Annotated in this window: 11 protein-coding genes; 4 read left to right on the top strand and 7 right to left on the bottom strand. The window is 74.4% G+C overall.

Annotated features, from left to right (window positions below; translation table 11 throughout):
* Nucleotides 1-205: 205 nt before the first annotated feature.
* The 4 genes from ACMATS_RS18235 to ACMATS_RS18250 all read right to left on the bottom strand — a co-directional run bounded on the left by ACMATS_RS18235 (nucleotide 206) and on the right by ACMATS_RS18250 (nucleotide 6670).
* Nucleotides 206-3733 (bottom strand): ABC transporter ATP-binding protein, encoded by a 3528-nt coding sequence (locus ACMATS_RS18235; protein WP_414168477.1) that lies wholly within the window; start codon nucleotides 3731-3733, stop codon nucleotides 206-208.
* A 272-nt stretch (nucleotides 3734-4005) separates the two neighbouring features.
* On the bottom strand, nucleotides 4006-4695 hold the full coding sequence (locus ACMATS_RS18240; RefSeq protein ID WP_390777083.1) for a VC0807 family protein: 690 nt from the start codon (nucleotides 4693-4695) through the stop codon (nucleotides 4006-4008).
* Nucleotides 4692-5447 carry a VC0807 family protein gene (locus ACMATS_RS18245; RefSeq protein WP_390777084.1) on the bottom strand — a complete coding sequence of 252 codons (756 nt, stop codon included), beginning with the start codon at nucleotides 5445-5447 and terminating at the stop codon, nucleotides 4692-4694. Before ACMATS_RS18245 ends, ACMATS_RS18240 begins: the two co-directional genes overlap by 4 nt.
* Nucleotides 5444-6670, bottom strand: a complete 1227-nt coding sequence (locus ACMATS_RS18250) for an FAD-dependent oxidoreductase (RefSeq protein ID WP_414168478.1) — start codon at nucleotides 6668-6670, stop codon at nucleotides 5444-5446. The genes ACMATS_RS18245 and ACMATS_RS18250 overlap by 4 nt, the downstream gene beginning before the upstream one ends.
* Before the next feature lie 388 nt (nucleotides 6671-7058).
* Between ACMATS_RS18250 and ACMATS_RS18255 the strand changes: the two genes are divergently transcribed.
* The 4 genes from ACMATS_RS18255 (at nucleotide 7059) to ACMATS_RS18270 (ending at nucleotide 12462) form a co-directional block, all read left to right on the top strand.
* Nucleotides 7059-8273 carry an aminotransferase class I/II-fold pyridoxal phosphate-dependent enzyme gene (locus ACMATS_RS18255; protein WP_414168479.1) on the top strand — a complete coding sequence of 405 codons (1215 nt, stop codon included), beginning with the start codon at nucleotides 7059-7061 and terminating at the stop codon, nucleotides 8271-8273.
* 73 nt (nucleotides 8274-8346) lie between these two features.
* The gene (locus ACMATS_RS18260) at nucleotides 8347-10149 is read left to right on the top strand and encodes a BTAD domain-containing putative transcriptional regulator (protein WP_390777387.1); all 1803 of its coding nucleotides are present in this window, start codon (nucleotides 8347-8349) and stop codon (nucleotides 10147-10149) included.
* Nucleotides 10150-10247: 98 nt separating this feature from the next.
* On the top strand, nucleotides 10248-11504 hold the full coding sequence (locus ACMATS_RS18265) for a cytochrome P450 (protein WP_390777087.1): 1257 nt from the start codon (nucleotides 10248-10250) through the stop codon (nucleotides 11502-11504).
* An 85-nt stretch (nucleotides 11505-11589) separates the two neighbouring features.
* Nucleotides 11590-12462 (top strand): tyrosine-protein phosphatase, encoded by an 873-nt coding sequence (locus ACMATS_RS18270; protein WP_414168480.1) that lies wholly within the window; start codon nucleotides 11590-11592, stop codon nucleotides 12460-12462.
* Nucleotides 12463-12657: 195 nt separating this feature from the next.
* On the opposite strand, the gene ACMATS_RS18275 is transcribed toward ACMATS_RS18270, so the two are convergent.
* From ACMATS_RS18275 to ACMATS_RS18285, 3 genes are read right to left on the bottom strand one after another with little or no spacing between them, the layout of a single operon-like run.
* Nucleotides 12658-13479 carry a class I SAM-dependent methyltransferase gene (locus tag ACMATS_RS18275; RefSeq protein WP_390777089.1) on the bottom strand — a complete coding sequence of 274 codons (822 nt, stop codon included), beginning with the start codon at nucleotides 13477-13479 and terminating at the stop codon, nucleotides 12658-12660.
* A gap of 48 nt (nucleotides 13480-13527) precedes the next feature.
* Nucleotides 13528-14766 carry a glycosyltransferase gene (locus tag ACMATS_RS18280; RefSeq protein WP_390777090.1) on the bottom strand — a complete coding sequence of 413 codons (1239 nt, stop codon included), beginning with the start codon at nucleotides 14764-14766 and terminating at the stop codon, nucleotides 13528-13530.
* The gene (locus tag ACMATS_RS18285; protein ID WP_414168481.1) at nucleotides 14763-15980 is read right to left on the bottom strand and encodes a nucleotide disphospho-sugar-binding domain-containing protein; all 1218 of its coding nucleotides are present in this window, start codon (nucleotides 15978-15980) and stop codon (nucleotides 14763-14765) included. The genes ACMATS_RS18280 and ACMATS_RS18285 overlap by 4 nt, the downstream gene beginning before the upstream one ends.
* Nucleotides 15981-16263: the final 283 nt, after the last annotated feature.

The raw sequence follows: 16263 nt of genomic DNA on the forward strand, positions 1-16263 counted from the left end.
TACCGGTCCGGTGCCGGTGCGCCCGAAGGGGCGCGGGGAACTGCGCGAGCAACCACGACGCACCCGCAGCCGACGTCCCCGGGGCTGCGCCCCGGACCCTCGAGCTGGTGCATCACCTGCAGGCCGGTGGGGGCTTGTCGCGCCCACGCGGCGGAGCCGCACATCGAAGCTGCCCCGCGCCCCTGACGGGGCGCACCGGCATCGCTCAGACCGCGACGGTTGCCGCCGAGCACAGCGCAGCGTAGTGGCCGCCCTCCGCGAGGAGTTCCTCGTGCGTGCCGCACTCCACCACCACGCCCCCGTCCAGCACCGCGATGCGGTCCGCGGACCGCGCCACCGCCAGACGGTGCGCAACCACAACAGTCGTACGGCCGCGCCCGGCGCTCCGCATGGCGCCGAGTACCCGTGCCTCCGCCGCCGGGTCGAGGCCGGCCGTGGCCTCGTCCAGTACCAGGACCTTCGGGTCCGTCAGCAAGGCCCGGGCCAGGCACAGCAATTGGCGTTCGCCCGCCGACAGGGACGCACCGCCGTCCTCTCCGAGGCGGTGCTCCAAGCCGCCCGGCAGCGCGTCGACGACGCGCCCGGCCCCGGCTGCCCGTACTGCCGCCGACACCTCGGCCTCCGTCGCCCCGGGCCGGCCGTAGGCGATGTTGTCGCGCACCGTCCCCGCGAACAGGAAGGGCTCCTGCGGGACGTAGCCGATGCGCGCGTGCAGCAGGTCGGGGGCGAGGTCCCTGAGGTCCGTGCCGTCGAGCCGGACCGCGCCCGTGCCCGGGTCGTGGAAGCGGGTCAGCAGCCGCACCACGGTGGACTTGCCGGCGCCCGACGGGCCGACCAGGGCGAGGGTCTCGCCGGGGCGGGCCACCAGGTCCACCCCGTGCAGCACCTCCGTGTCCCCGTAGCCGAAGCGGACCCCTGCCAGTTCCACCCGGCCCGGGCCCGGCGCGGGCCGGACCGGGCGGGCGGGGGGCGCCACCGAGGGCTGTTCGGCGAGGAGTTCGCGGAGCCGGCCCAGGGAGATCCGCACCTGCTGCCAGTCGTCGAAGACGGACGCGAGCCGCTGCACAGGGGCGAAGAACAGGTCCAGGTAGAGCAGGAACGCGACGAGTTCGCCCAGGGTCGCCGAGCCGTCGCGGACCAGCATCGAGCCGACGCCGAGCACGATCACCGCGGCGGCGATGCCGAGGAGTTCGACGAACGGGAAGTACAGCGCGACGAGCTTCTGTGCGTCGAGCCGGGCGTCGAGGTAGTCGGCGGTGAGGCGGCGGAACGCGGAGTGCTGGCGCCGCTGCTGGCCCAGCATCTGCGACTCCCGGGCCCCCGCGAGGTTCTCCTGCACCGCGGAGTTGGCGTCCGCGGCGACCTCCCGGGCGCGCCGGTAGGGGGCGGTGGCCAGGCGCTGGAACAGCCAGGTGGCGGCGACGAACGGCACCAGGACCACGGCGACGGCGGCGGTCAGCGTCGGGCTCATCACGAGCATCGCGCCGAGGATGCCGAGGAACGTGGCGCCGCTGACCACGGCGTTGGCGAGGCCGTCGGAGAACAGGGCGGAGAAGGCGTCGACGTCCGTCATCACCCGGGTGAGCAGGTGCCCGGAGCGGTGCCGCTCGTAGTGGTCCACGGACAGCCGCTGCAGGTGCGACCACACGCGCACCCGCAGGGCCAGCACCAGGCGCTGCCCGGTGCGGCCGGTGACCGCGGCGGACGCGGCCGACAGCAGGATGCCGCCGACGGCCACCACGGCGAGCGCCGTCACCGCGGTGACGAGGCCCTCGCGGGAACCGGCGAGCACGCCGTGGTCGACGCCGGAGCGGCTCAGCCAGGGGCCGAGGACGGAGGCCGCGGCCTCCAGTCCGACCAGCAGCAGGGCGACGGCCAGGGCCCGGCGGTAGGGGGCGAGGAACCGGCGCAGTCCGAACGGGCCTGCTTCGGCCGGTACTTCGGGCTCCTCCGCAAGGGCTTCGTTCTGCGGCTGCGGCTCCGCGGCCGGCGCCGGCTCCGCCGCCGACTCGCCGCGCTCCCACGCGGCGACGAGTTCCCGGTACGGGGCGCAGCGGGCGGCGAGCTCCTCGTGGCTGCCGGTGTCGACGATGCGGCCGCCGTCGGCCACGGCGATCCGGTCGGCCAGGGCCAGGGCGGCCCGGCGGTGGGTGACCAGCAGGACGGTGCGGCCGCGCAGCGCGATGCGCAGGGTGGCCGTCATCTCCTGCTCGGTCGCGGCGTCCACGGCGCTGGTGACGTCGTCGAGGACGAGGACGCGGGGGTCGGTGAGCAAGGCCCGGGCGAGGGCGATGCGCTGGCGCTGTCCGCCGGACAGGGCCGTGCCGCGCTCGCCGACGGGGGTGTCCCAGCCGTCGGGCAGTGCGGTGACGAAGTCGAGGGCGCCCGCGGCCCGCGCGGCCTCCGCGATCTGGGCGTCGGTGGCGTCGGGGCGGCCGAAGGCGACGTTCTCCCGGACGGTGCCGGAGAACAGGAACGCGTCCTGGAACACCACGCCGACCCGGCGGCGCAGCGATTCCAGGGTGACGTCGCGGACGTCCGTGCCGTCCACCCGGACCGCACCGCCGCGCACGTCGTGCAGGCGGGCCGTGAGCAGGGCGGCCGTGGACTTGCCGGAGCCGGACGCGCCGACCAGGGCCACGGTCTCGCCGGGGGCGACACGCAGGGAGAAGCCGTCCAGGACGGGGCGGCCGGGGAGGTAGCCGAACGCGACGTCGTCGAGGACGAGTTCGCCCTCCCCCGCCGCCAGCTCGGCGGCGCCGGGGCGGTCGGTGACCTCGGGGACGGCGTCCAGCAGTTCCAGGACCCGGCCCGCCCCGGCGCGGGCGCGCTGCACCGCGGAGAGCGCGTCGGCCAGGGTGCGGGCGGGGGTGGCCAGTTGGACCAGGTAGGCGGAGAACGCGAGCAGAGTGCCCACGGAGATGCGGTGGTGCAGGGCGAGCCAGCCGCCGAAGGCGACCACGGCGACCTGGCCGAGCACGGGCAGTGCGCCGAGCAGCGGTTCGTAGCAGGCGCGCAGCCGCACGACGCGCATGCGCGCCTCGTACAGGCGGCGGGCCGTCGCCGACACGGCCTGCGTTTCGTGGTGTTCGCGGCCGAAGGCCTTGACGACGCGCACGCCGGAGATGGCCTGGTCCACGCGCTGGGTCAGCTCGCCCTCGGCCTGCTGGGCGTCGCGCGAGGCCAGGGCGAGCCTGCCGCCCATCGCGCGGGACAGCAGCACCGCGCCGGGCACGGTGACGGCCGCGGCCAGCGCCAGGACCGGCGACATGGCGACCATGAACGCGGCCGAGACGGCCATCTGCAGCAGGATGCCGATGCTGTGCGGCAGCGCGCCGACGGCGCGGGCGAACAGGCCCGCGTCGGAGTTGAGCCGGGACACGAGCTGGCCGGGCGGCAGCGCGCCGCGGCCCGCCGCGTCCAGGCGCTGCAGGCTCTCGTGCATGGCGGTGCGCAGTCCGTACTGCACGCCGGACTGCGCCTTGGCCTCGCGGTAGAGGCAGGAGCGCTGGGTCCAGAAGACGAGGGCGCCGAGGGCGAGGAGGGCTGCCAGCCATTGCGCGCCGTGCGCGGTGAGGTGGTCCAGCGCTTCGCGCTGGGCCATGGGGATCAGGGAGGAGCAGGTCCCGCCGAGCAGGGCTGCGCCCAGGGCGAGGAGGAGGTGTTTGCGCTGACCGCGCGCGTGGGGGGCCAGGCGGCGCAACTCGCGCCGGGAGCCGGTGGGTTGGCCCATGTCCGGGTTGCCCTTCGTTGTCGTGTGTGTGGAGGAGGCCCCGGTCCCACCCTTTCGCCGTTTCCTGGGGGCAAGCCCCCAAGCCCCCTTGGCTTTGCGGCTGCGGGCCGGCTGTGGCTGGTCGCGCAGTTCCCCGCGCCCCTGACGGGGCGCCGTTTCAGCCCGTCCGGCGTTTGAGGACGAGCGGCGGAGCCGCGACAGGGGGGGTTCGGGGGGGCGAAGCCCCCCCCCCCGAGAAACGGCGAAAGGGTGGGACCGGGGCCTCGAAAGCGCTAAGCCGCTACCAGCACGCGCGGTTCGGGCTCAACGGCAGCAGCCGCACGGGCCCGCAGGGCAGCCCCCATCGGCGGCGACAGCCGAACCGTCGCCACGATCAACACCACCAGCGTCAACAGCGTCGGCAGCTGCCCCAGCGGCACCGCCAGATCCAGCGGCACCGAGTAGATCACCACAACCCGGGCCACGGCACTGGCCAAGAACCCCACGCCCCACAGCAGGTTGATCAGCCGGAGCCGGCGGGCGAACGCCGGCTCGCGGTCGAAGCAGTCGTCCCAGGCGGCCCGCAGCGCGGGGTCGCCCTTCGTGACGAACGGCGCGGCGACCTCGCCGACCAGCGTTCGTCCGAAGAAGTGCGTGAGCAGCCCGTACGCACCGCCGACGGCCGGCATCACCGCCGACTTGGCGATGATCAGCCGCGGGTCCCCGGTGATGCCGACCAGCGCGAGCGTGGCCAGCAGCATCAGGATGGTCATGGCGGTGAACGCGTTGAGGCGCCGCTCCCGCACCCCGCGCCAGGCGGTGCGGGCCCCGGCGACGACCGCGCCCGCGGCGAGCGCGGGGACGGGGGCCACGCCGAGGGCCATGTGCAGGACGTAGAAGGAGACCACGGGGGCGGCCATGTCCAGCAGCATCGGCGCGGCCGCCTTCAGCGGCAGCCCGCTCAGTGCGGAGCGCACGCTCATCGCGTGGCCCCGTGCCGGGGGCCGGACGGCACCGTGTCGGCGTCGGGGCGCCGGCCGACGACGCCCTCACGGTGCAGCTGGTCGTGGACGTCGTCGACGAGCCCGTGCAGGACCTTGATCTGGAACTTGGTGAAGGCCAGCACGGCGACGATCAGCACGAGGCCGGGCAGCTGGGACAGCAGGAAGGACTCGTTGAACTTGTCGACGTCGTAGCTGTAGACGACGATCACGCGCAGCACGGAGTCGATCAGGGCGGCGAGGCCGAACGCGGCGGTCACCGCGCGCTCACGGGCGCGGAACGGCTTGGAGCGCTCCCAGGCCTGCTCGTAGGCCACGGTGCGGTCGGGGTCGCCGTCGGTGGCCATGGGGGTGGCGGCCACGTAGACGAGGGGGCGGCCGAAGACGCACGTGGACAGCAGGTACAGGGCGGCGAGCAGGGTGTAGAAGGACGGCTTGGCGGCGACCAGGCGCGGGTCGTTCGATATGAACAACAGGGCGACGGTGAGCGCCATTTCGAGGACGACGAGCAGGCCGATGACGTCGAGCTTGCGCCGCTGGATGGTGTGGATCAGGGTCCACACACCGCCCGCCGCACCGGCGAGGGTCAGGGCCCAGACCTGGCTGAGGCCGGCCAGCTGGTGCAGGACGTAGAAGCCCGCGATGGGGATGACCAGGTCCAGGATCATCGGGGCCAGGGCCCGGAACTTCTGTCCCGGGTCGGGCTTGGCGGCGTGGGTGGCGGGGGTGTTCATGCAACGGCTCCCTTGATGAGCGTTTCCAGTGCGGGGGTACGGAAGATCCGGTGTGCGCCGACGAGGGATCCGCGGACGGCGGCGTACCCGTAGTCGCGGAGCTGTGTCTCGTACTCGGCCACCGCGCCGGTCGCGCTGCGCTCGCCGCGGTCGGCCTGCGCGAGCAGGCCGGACAGCAGGGCCGCGTCCCGCAGTGCGGTGTTGGCGCCGACGCCGCCGACGGGCGTGGTGGCGTGCACGGAGTCGCCGAGCAGGGTGACCCGGCCGGGCGCCCACGCGGGGGAGGGCCGTACGACGCGGATGGACAGCGGGAACGTGGCCCACGGCTCGGCCTCGGTGACGAGGCGGTGCAGCAACGGGTGCCAGTCGCGGGTGCGTTCGACGGCCCAGGCGTGCAGCTGCTCGGGGGAGGCGGTCCAGAACTCGGCCTCGGGCACGGGGTAGCTCTCGGCCGGTGCGACCAGGGTCCACTTCACGTACGGGGCGACCGGGTCGAGGTCGGCGTAGGGGGCCAGGTCGGCCGCGGCCTCCTCGGTGGGGCGGCGCGGCTGGAAGACGCCGCAGGCGAGGGTGGTGCGGTCCGGGCCCATGACGGGGCTGGAGCCGCCGAAGAGCTCCTCGGGGATCCAGGAGAGGTTCTTCTCGTCGAACGGCAGGCGGCCGTAGATGCAGCGCATGCCGGTGTCGACGATGTGGTCGTCGCCGGGCAGCTTCAGGGCGCGGACGGCCGAGTTGATGCCGTCGGCGCCGACCAGCAGGTCGCCGGTGATCTCGCCGCCGTCGGCGAGGCGGACCCGTACGCCCTCGGGGTCCTCGGTGTATCCGGTGACCTCGCTGCCGAAGCGCACCGCGTCACCGAGGCCGGCCAGCAGGATCTGCCGGAGCGTCATGCGGTTGACGGCGGTGTGGCTCAGGTCGGGGTCGAAGGGGCGGTCCGGGCGGCCGTGCCGCATCAGCTCGTTGAGCTGGTGGTCGAAGGCCGCGCCGCGGGGCATGTAGGGGCGGTTGGAGGTGGCCAGGTACAGCGCGTACAGGTCGTCGGGCAGCAGCGTGCGCAGCGCGGCGCCGCCGTGCTCGTCCATCCGCAGCCGGTAGCCCTGGCCGCGGACATGGGACGAGGCGTCGCGCTCCAGCACCGTGGTGCGGACGCCGTGCCGGCGCAGCCCCTGGGCCAGGGCGAGGCCGCCGATGCCGCCACCGGCGACGATGACGTGCAGGGACATGAAGCGAACTCCTTCGGGGGAATGTGCGCGGCCGGGCCGGGTCTTCGTGCCCCGTCAGGGGCGCGGGGAACTGCGCGACCAGCCACCCACGGCCTGCAGCCGACGCACCACCCGAGGGATCCGGGGCGAAGCCCCGGGACGTCGGCTGCGGGTGCGTCGTGGTTGCTCGCGCAGTTCCCCGCGCCCCTGACGGGGCACGAACACCCCCGGCACGGTGACGGAGCCCCCCTGAGTCCCGCATGAGCGCCGGTGGAGCGGCACGCAGTGCACCCCGCGCCGGATCCAGGCCGTCTCCGCCGGTGGCCGAGCCCCGTTCGAGCCACCCCCGTGACGATCTTCGCATCCGGCGCCGCCGCCCCGGGCGGCGCCCCACGGAAGGTGGTGGCGCGTGGAGCGCACGTCAGTCGTAGCAGGCCCGACGCAGATGCCGGCCCTGCTCGGCGGCACCCCGGCCCTCGCGGAACCGGCCCGCGTGGGCCGTCCCAACACGGTCGGCCGCGCCCGGTTCCTGGAGCGGCTCAACGGCGCCCTGGACCGGGGCGTGCTGTCCAACGGCGGGCCGCTGGTCCGCGAGTTCGAGCAGCGGGTCGCCGAACTGGCCGGGGTCCGGTACGCCGTTGCCACCTGCAACGCGACCGCCGCGCTGCAGCTGGCCGTCCGGGCGACGGGCCTGACGGGCGAGGTGATCGTGCCCGCGTTCACCTTCCCCGCGACCGCGCACGCCGTGGCCTGGACCGGGCTCACCCCGGTCTTCTGCGACGTCGACCCGCACACCGGCACCCTCGACCTCGGCCACGCCGAATCCCTGATCGGGCCGCGCACCAGCGCGATCCTCGGCGTGCACACCTTCGGCCGGCCGCACGGCCTGGACGCCCTGCAGCAGCTCGCCGACGGCTACGGCCTGCGGCTGCTGTTCGACGCCGCGCACGCGCTCGGCTGCACCTGGGGCGGCCGCGCCGTCGGCGGGTTCGGGGACGCGGAGGTGTTCAGCTTCCACGCCACCAAGTTCGTGCACTCCTTCGAGGGCGGCGCCCTCGTGACCGACGACCCGCAACTCGCCCGCCGAGCCGCCGCGATGGCCAACTTCGGCTACGACGAGGACGGCCGCCCCGAACACCTGGGCATCAACGCCAAGATGAGCGAGGCCTCCGCCGCGATGGGCCTGACCTCCCTCGATCACCTGGAGGAGTTCCGCGCCCACAACCGCACCCTGCACGAGCGCTACTCCGCGGGCCTCGCCGGCCTGCCGGGCGTCACCGTGCTGCCCTTCAACGAGCAGGAGCGGAACAACTACCAGTACGCGGTGCTGCACGTCGACGCCGACGGACTGGGCCTGACCCGCGACGAACTGGACCTGGCGCTGCGCGCGGACAACGTCGTCACCCGGCGCTACTTCCACCCCGGTCTCCACCAGGCCGCCCCCTACCGCGGAGGCCCGCGCCTGCCGCACACCGAGTCCCTGGCCGACCGCTGCCTGGTCCTGCCGACCGGCACCGCCACCTCCGCCCACGACGCCGAGCGGATCGCCTTCGCGGTGCACCGGGTCGCCGCGCACGCGGCGGCCGTCGCCGGCGCACTGGGCGCGGTCCCGGCCGCCGCGTGAGCCATCCGACGAGTTCCCGAGAGGAGGGCGGTGCGCCCGGCGGGCCCCCGGCCCGCCCGCACCGCACGTGACCATGGAAGTGTCCGTACTCGGACCGCTGCACGCGGTTCACGAGGGCCGGGACGTCACGCCCACGGCCCCCAAGGTGCGCAACCTGCTCGCCCTGCTGGCCCTCCGGCACGACCGGCTGGTCACCACGGGCACGCTGATGACGGAGCTGTGGGGCGACCACCCGCCGCTGAGCGCCCTGGCCACCCTGCAGACCTACGTCTACCAGCTGCGCAAGGCGCTGCGCGGCCGCGAGCTGCTCGTCACCAAGCCGCTGGGCTACGTGCTGCACCTGGAGCCCGGCCGGCTGGACGCCGACCGCTTCTCCGGCCTGCTCTCCCGCGCCCGCGCCGACCTGGCCGCCGGGCGGCCGGAGCAGGCCGCCGAGGCGCTCACCGAAGCGCTCGCGCTCAGCTCCACCCCGCCGCTGTCCGACCTGGACACGGGCCCGGTCCTGGAGTCCCACCTCGGCCAGCTGGCCGAGAGCCGGCTGCAGGCCCACGAGCTGTGGGCGGAGGCGGACCTGCGGCTGGGCCGGCACCACGACGTCATCACCCGGCTGCAGTCCCTGGTCGTCGAGCACCCCTTCCACGAGGACTTCCACCGCAAGCTGATGCTGGCCCTGCGCCGGGCCGGACGCCGCTCGGAGGCCATGGAGGTGTACCGGAAGGTGCGCCGCACGCTGGTCGAGGAGCTGGGCATCGAGCCGTCGGCGGCGCTGCAGGCACTGCACGAGTCGCTGCTGGACGACGACCTCGACAACGCGGCAGCCGCCCCCGTCGTCGCCGACATCCCGGCCGCCGCCCCGGCCCCGTACGCGCGGCCCGCGCAACTGCCGCCGGACAGCGACGACTTCGTCGGCCGCGCCGCCGAACTGCGCCGGGCCGCCGAACTGCTGGTCCCCGGCACGGCCCCGCAGGCCACCCGGCTGGTGGCCGTCACCGGCATGCCCGGCGCCGGCAAGACCGCGCTGGCGCTGCGCGCCGCCCACCAGGCCGCCGCGCGCTACCCGGACGGGCAGTTCCACGCCGACCTGCGCGGCGCCGAGGAGCACCCGGCCGACCCGGGCCGGATCCTCGGCGGCTTCCTGCGCGCCACCGGCCTGCGGGAGGCGGACCTGCCGGACGACCTCGCCGAACGCTCCCAGCTGTTCCGCAGCTGGACGGCCGGGCGCGCGGTCCTCGTCGTGCTGGACGACGCGGCCGACGAGGAGCAGCTGCGCCCGCTGCTGCCCGGCGGGGCCCGCTGCGCCGTGCTGACCACCAGCCGGGCGCCGTTGTCCGGGCTGTCCGGGCTGCAGCGGCTGGAGCTGGGCGAGATGCCCGCCGAGGAGTGCGTGCAGCTCCTGCGCAGGGCCGTCGGCGAGGGCCGGGTGGACTCCGACCCGGACGCGGTGCGCACCATCGTCGCCATGTGCGGCCGGCTGCCGCTGGCCGTGCGGGCGGTGGCGGCGCGCATGCGGGCCCGCCCGCAGTTCCCACTGCGGGCGGTGGCCACGCGGCTCGCCGACGAGCGGCTGCGGCTGCGCGAGCTGCGGCACGGCGAACTCGACGTCGCCGCGCGGCTCGCGCCCGCCTACCGGCGCCTGGACCCCGGCGGCCGCAGCCTGCTGGCCGGCATCGCGGCCCGTGCCCCGCAGACCTTCACCGCCCGCTCCGCCGCCCGGTGGACGGGCTTCGACCCGGTTGCGGCCGAACTGCTCCTGGAGCAGCTGGCCGAACGCCACTTCCTGCGGCTGCACGGCTACGACGCGGGCGGGGAGGACGTATACGCCCTCCCCGACCTGATGCGGTCGTTCGCCAACGGCCTGCCGGCCGTGGCGGCTTGACCGCGCCGTCGTCGACTGCGGGCCGTCCGTGGCTGGTCGCGCAGTTCCCCGCGCCCCTTCGGGGCGCAACCCCGTACCCCGCTACCGCCGAGGACACCATGACAGTCACAACGGAGCCCCCCGCGTTCCCCATGCGCCGCACCTGCCCCTTCAACCCCCCTCCGCAGTACGCGGAGATGAGGGAAACGGGCGCCCCCACCCGCGTCACCCTCGCCGGAGGCGGCACCGCCTGGCTGATCACTCGGTACGAGGACGTCAAGGCCGTGCTCATGGACCCGCGCCTCAGCTCGGACCGCACCCGCCCCGGCTACCCCTTCCTCACCGACGACGCCGCCTACCTCGCAGAGGTCCGCGTCTTCCCCGGCATGGACTCGCCGGACCACCAGCACTACCGGCGCATGTTCATCAAGGAGTTCACCGCCCGCCGGATCCGCGAGCTGCGCCCCGAGGTGGAGCGCATCGTGGCCGAGCGGCTCGACACCATGGAGCGGGCCGGGGGGCCGGTCGACCTGGTCACCGCCCTCGCACTGCCGGTCCCGTCGCTGGTGATCGCCCGCCTGCTGGGCGTGCCCGAGGCCGACCGGCCCCGGTTCCTGGAGCTGACCGAACTCCTGCTCACCGGGCGGGCGGTGCCCGCCGAGGGGCAGTCCGCGGACGAGGCCGAGGCGGCCGCGCAGGAGCGCGGCCAGGAGGCGTTCCGCGAACTGCTGCGCTTCATGCGCGAACTCGTGAAGGCCAAGCGGGCCGAGCCCACCGAGGACCTGCTGGGCCGGGTCGCCGCCGAGCACGTGGCCTCCGGCGCGCTGGACGAGTGGGAGCTGGTGATCACCGCCATGCTGCTGCTGTTCGCCGGCTACGAGACCACCGCGAACATGATCGCCCTCGGCACCGCGGCGCTGCTGTCCCACCCGGACCAGCTGGCGCTGCTCAAGGACTCCCTCGCCCACGACGACGGGGCCATCCTCCCGTCCGCGGTCGAGGAGCTGCTGCGCCACCTCTCCATCGCCGAACTGGCCACCGCCCGCACGGCACTGGAGGACATGGAGGTCGGCGGTGTGCTGATCCGGGCCGGCGAGGGCGTCATCCCGCTGGCCGCCGCCGCCAACCGCGACCCGGCCGCCTTCGCCGACGCGGACCGGCTGGACCTGCGCCGCACCCCCAACCGTCACTTCGCCTTCGGCCACGGGGCGCACCAGTGCCTGGCCCAGACCCTGGCCCGGATGGAACTGGAGGTCGTCTTCGGCGCCCTGTTCCGCCGCTTCCCGGACCTGCGCCTGGCCGTGCCCCTGGACGAGGTTCCGTTCGCCTACGACGCCGTGCTGCACGGCGCCTACGCCCTGCCGGTCACCTGGTGACCCGGCCCCTCTTACGCAACGGCCCGCGAGGGCCCTGCCGTCCCCTCCCTCACCTCCCTCACCTCCCTCACCGACGAGGAGTCCCATGTCCCTGCTCACCAGAGCCACGTCCCTGCTCACCCGCCCGGCGCCGCTCACCGCCGAGCTGAGCCGCCGCAACGTGCTGCGCGGCCTCGGCGCCGGCGCGGCCGGCATCGCCGCCGTGCCGCTGCTGGCCTCGGCCGCCACCGCGGCCCCGGCGCGCCACCGGCGCCGTCCGGTCGTCGCCGACACCACCCCGCACCAGCGCATCCTGACCGTCGACGGCGTCCACAACCTGCGCGACGCCGGCGGCTACACGACGCAGTGCGGCGGCACCGTCGCCTGGGGCGCGGTCTACCGCTCCGGCGCCCTCAACAAGGTCACCGACCAGGGGCTTCAGCAGCTGCAGCCGCTGAAGCTGACGTGGCTCGTCGACCTGCGCACCGACCGGGAGCGCAGCACGGTCGGCACCGACCACATCCCGGCGGGCGCCCAGGAGCTGCTGGCCCCGGTCGGCGACGAGAACGCCCGCGGCGGCTTCCCCACCGTCGGCTCGGTCAGCCCCGACACGCTCGCCGAGTTCCGCTCCCACGTCACGGACCCGAAGCAGCGCGCCTCGTACGGCCGGGCCATCAACCAGATCGCCGAGAACCGCGGCGCGCCGATCCTGGTCCACTGCAACGCGGGCGCCTACCGCACCGGTTGGCTCACGGCCGTCGTGCTGACGGCGCTCGGCGTGGACCGCGACCAGGTCAACGCGGACTTCCTGATCTCCAACGACACCATCGGCGCCCAGATCGCCTTCACCGACTACCTCGACGCCGCGTTCGAGGAGGTCGACAACGCCTACGACGACTTCCACCAGTTCGTCACCGACGGCCTCGGCGTCCGCGCCTCCGTCATCGCGTCGATGCGACGTTCTCTGATCGTCCGCTGATCCCGGACATACGAAAAGGGGGCGGCCCGAACGGGCCGCCCCCTTAAGGCGTGTGCCGTGCCCCGCCAGGGGCGCGGGGAACTGCGCGACCAGCCACCGCCGGCCTGCAGCCGAAGCACCACCCGAGTACCTCGACCGCGGGCGCGTCGTGGCCGGTCGCGCAGTTCCCCGCGCCCCTGACGGGGCCTACCGCAGTCACTCCGGCTTGCGCAGCACCATCGCCTGGCTCAGGCACGGGTTGAAGGTACCGATGAACAGCTCCGGGATCGTCTTCACGACGTGGTCGTAGTCGAACTCGGGGAAGCCCAGCAGCTCGCGCGGGTCGCCCTGCTCCAGCTCCAGGCCGTGGCCCTTGAGCAGCTCGTGGACGTCGATGTTGGAGCCCCAGAAGTTGGACTCGCGGACGCCGAACGGCAGCACGTCGAGGAACAGGTCGACGGTCAGCAGCAGCTTGCCGCCGGGCTTGAGCAGCTCGGTGATGCTCTCCAGCATCGCCCGGCCCTCCTCCAGCGAGACGTGCTCGATGACGGACAGGCAGAAGATGCGGTCGAAGGTGCCCTTCTCCAGCTGGCCGTCCGCCAGGCCGGCCTGCACGGTGTCCATCACCAGGCGCACGTCGGTGCCGAACAGCTTGTTCAGCTCGGCGTGGTTGTCCTCGGTGAGCCAGCGGTTGCGGCCGTCGACGGTGGACCAGCGGCGGTCCTCCTTCGCGGACGGGTCGACGTTGACGACCTCGCAGCCCTCCTTCTCCAGCACGAACTGGAAGCCGCTGAGGCCGCCGCCGACGTCCAGGACCTTCATGCCCGACTCGACGCCGGCCGTGAAGAACGCCCACGGGTACTCGAACTCGCGGGTGGGGCTGGTCTGCTGGAAGCCGAAGGGACCGTAGCGCAGCGGGTCCTCCTCCTCCAGGCGGTACTCCACCGCGCGGCGGCCGGGCACCCGGAAGCCGAACGGCACGCCCCAGGCGGTGTTCCAGTCGCGGAAGTTCTCGGGCAGGTTGTGACGGGCGAGCATGGCTTACTCCTCAGCGGAAATTCGGGGACGTATGTGAGTTCGGGCCGGTCAGACGAGCGCGGGTGCCGTGGCCTCGCGGACGACCAGCTCCATGTCGTCGATGAGCTGCGCCAGGGACGGCTGGGCGTGGATGTGCCGCTGCAGGCGGCGCGCCTTGGCCCGGTAGGACGGCGTGGTCAGCACCTCGGCGCAGGCGTCGGCGATGGAAGCGGCCGAGGCCTCGCGCAGTCCGACGGTCTTCGACAGGCCGATGCGGGCCAGCTGTTCGGCGTTGTGCCGGTGGTCCTCCAGGACGGGCAGGGCCACCATCGGGATGCCGGGGCGCAGTGCCTCCTTGATGGAGTTCAGCCCGCCGTGGGTGATGAAGAGGTCGGCGCCCTCCAGCATCAGCGACTGTTCGATGAAGCGGACCAGGCGCACGTTCTCGGGCACGGGCCCGTAGGCGAGTTCGTCGCCGCGCGAGCCGACGGCCAGCACGGCGTTGGCGTCCAGCTCGCCGAGGGCGTCGATGACCTCGGCGACGAACTCCTCGGAGCCGGGCAGCGCGTACACGACGGTGCCGAAGCCGGCGAAGACGAACGGCCGGTCGTGGTCGAGGTCGGCGAGCCACTCGGGCAGCCGGCCGTAGCGCTGTTCGGCGTTGGGGTGCCGGTAGGTACGGGTGTTGGGCAGGATCAGCTCGGCCTCGCCGTAGGCCTCCGGCAGGAAGCTGGCGTGCAGGTAGTGGTAGAGGCGGGTGCCCAGGGGGTCGGGGGCGAGGCCGAGTTCGCGGCGTCCCTCGTCCAGGATCGGGCCCAGTGCCGCGCCGGTGACCTGGTCCAGGCCGCCGAAGGAGGCGATGGACACGTGCGGGATCTCCAGGGCCTCGGCGGCCAGGTAGCCGCCCATCTCGTCGAGCTCGCGCACGATGAGGTCGGGCCGCCAGGTCGCGGCCAGGTCGAGGATGTCACGGGCCGTGGCGCGCGCGATGTGCCCGGCGAAGGACTGCGTCAGCGGTGCGCCGGTGGCCATGCACGCCTCGGCGGCCTCGTCGAAGGTGAGTTCGCCGTAGTTGCGGGGCAGCAGGCGCCAGGCCTCCATGCGCCAGTCGTAGCCGCCGGTCACGTGGCGCAGCCCGTAGGAGTCGAGTTCGGCGCGCATGCAGTCGGGGGCGAGGACGGCCACGTCGTGCCCGCGCTCCCGGGCGGCCTGGGCCACCGGCACCAGCGGGCGCAGGTGGCCGCTGGCCGGCTGCGTGGTGAAGAGCATGCGCAGCGGGTGGTCGGTCCGGCCGCCGGTCGCGCTCATGGGAGTTCCCCTGTCGTGGACGTCATGGACGGACCCCTTCCTGGGTCGTGGGCGACCCGCTCCAGCCCGGCCACCGCGGCGGCGGCGGGCGGCATGGCCTCGATCTCGTGGCGCAGCCCCTGCGCGGCGGCCCGGTGGTCCGGGCCGGACAGCAGGGCCGCTGCGGCCTCGCGCACGGCGTCGGGCCGCAGTGCGCCGGGGGCGAGCAGCAGCCCGGCCCCGGTCGCGGCCAGCTGCCGGGCGTTGAACAGGTGGTCGGGAAAGCGGGGGGCGACCAGCTGCGGCACCCCGGCGGCGGAGCCCGCCAGCACGCTGCCGCCGCCGCCCTGGTGCACCAGCAGGTCACTGCCGTGCAGCAGGAGGTGCAGCGGGGTGCGGCCGACGAGGCGGACGGTGTCCGGGAGCCCTCCGGGGAGCGTGCGCAGCCGGGCGCGCTCGCGCTCCGGCACGACGGCGACCACGTCCGCGTCGAGCGTGCCGAGCGCGCGCAGCAGAACCGGCAGGTCCGGTACGTCCCGGCCGCTCAGCTCCGCGACGGCGCTGCTGCCCGTGACGAGGATCCGCGGGCGCCCGCTCCCCGCCGGGGGCCCGGGCAGGCTGCCCGTGCCGTGGAAGGGGGCGTAGCGCAGCGGGATGCGGCGCACGGGCGCGTCGGTCTGGAGCGAGGGCGGGCAGGGGTCCACGGACGCGACGCCGAGCGTCTCGACGTCCTCCGTCAGGCCGAGCCGGGCGGCCAGCTCGCGCAGGGCGTCGGGCTCGAACTCCCGGGTGCGGTACGTGTAGTCGGCGCCCCACAGCTGCCGCACCGCGGGCACGCCCACGGCCGCGGCGGCCAACGGGCCCGCGTAGGTGGTGGGTTCGCACACGACGAGGTCGGGCCGCCAGTGGCGCGCCAGCGCCGTGGTGTCCTCGGCCATGGCCTCGGCGAGCAGCACATAGGTGTGCACGTTGGCGGTGCCCCAGCGGCGCATCTCCGCCCACTCCACCGTGCGGTTCTCGTCGACCAGCCGGGAGAAGAACGGCCGTACCAGCGGCCGGATGTCCAGATCGCGCCCGACGGCGGCGAACGGCAGTCCGGCCCCCACGGCCTCGCCCTCCAGCGAGGGCTGCGAGGCGACCAGCACCTCGTGCCCGGCGGCCCGGCAGGCCCAGGCGAGCTGCACGAGGGGCAGGAAGTGCGACGGCCACGCCCACGTCACGAAGAGAACGCGCACCGTGCTTCCCTTCCTCTCCCTTTCGCTTTCCATTGCTGCAGGTGCACTCTGCTCGCCGCTCTTCGAGGTCCCGTAGCGCTCCGTTGGAGCCGGGAACGAGAGTCTCTGGTGGCTGACTTGAGTGGGGGTTGTGCGGTGGTGGAGCCGCGCCCCGCAGGGGCGCGGGGAACTGCGCGACCAGCCCCCACCGGCCCGCAGCCGGCCCCCGACGGGCCACTCGACCACCGCTCCAGCCAGCCGCAGGCGCCCCCGGCAACGATCCATGCCGCCCGGCGGTGTCTCC

Source organism: Streptoverticillium reticulum, from assembly GCF_047456005.1.
Taxonomy (GTDB): Bacteria; Actinomycetota; Actinomycetes; order Streptomycetales; family Streptomycetaceae; genus Streptomyces; species Streptomyces reticulum.

Bases quoted from the DNA above. Each gene is read 5' to 3' on its own strand.
- ACMATS_RS18235 (WP_414168477.1), bottom strand. From the start codon at position 3,733: ATGGGCCAACCCACCGGCTCCCGGCGCGAGTTGCGCCGCCTGGCCCCC.
- ACMATS_RS18240 (WP_390777083.1), bottom strand. From the start codon at position 4,695: ATGAGCGTGCGCTCCGCACTGAGCGGGCTGCCGCTGAAGGCGGCCGCG.
- ACMATS_RS18245 (WP_390777084.1), bottom strand. From the start codon at position 5,447: ATGAACACCCCCGCCACCCACGCCGCCAAGCCCGACCCGGGACAGAAG.
- ACMATS_RS18250 (WP_414168478.1), bottom strand. From the start codon at position 6,670: ATGTCCCTGCACGTCATCGTCGCCGGTGGCGGCATCGGCGGCCTCGCC.
- ACMATS_RS18260 (WP_390777387.1), top strand. From the start codon at position 8,347: ATGGAAGTGTCCGTACTCGGACCGCTGCACGCGGTTCACGAGGGCCGG.
- ACMATS_RS18265 (WP_390777087.1), top strand. From the start codon at position 10,248: ATGACAGTCACAACGGAGCCCCCCGCGTTCCCCATGCGCCGCACCTGC.
- ACMATS_RS18270 (WP_414168480.1), top strand. From the start codon at position 11,590: ATGTCCCTGCTCACCAGAGCCACGTCCCTGCTCACCCGCCCGGCGCCG.
- ACMATS_RS18275 (WP_390777089.1), bottom strand. From the start codon at position 13,479: ATGCTCGCCCGTCACAACCTGCCCGAGAACTTCCGCGACTGGAACACC.
- ACMATS_RS18280 (WP_390777090.1), bottom strand. From the start codon at position 14,766: ATGAGCGCGACCGGCGGCCGGACCGACCACCCGCTGCGCATGCTCTTC.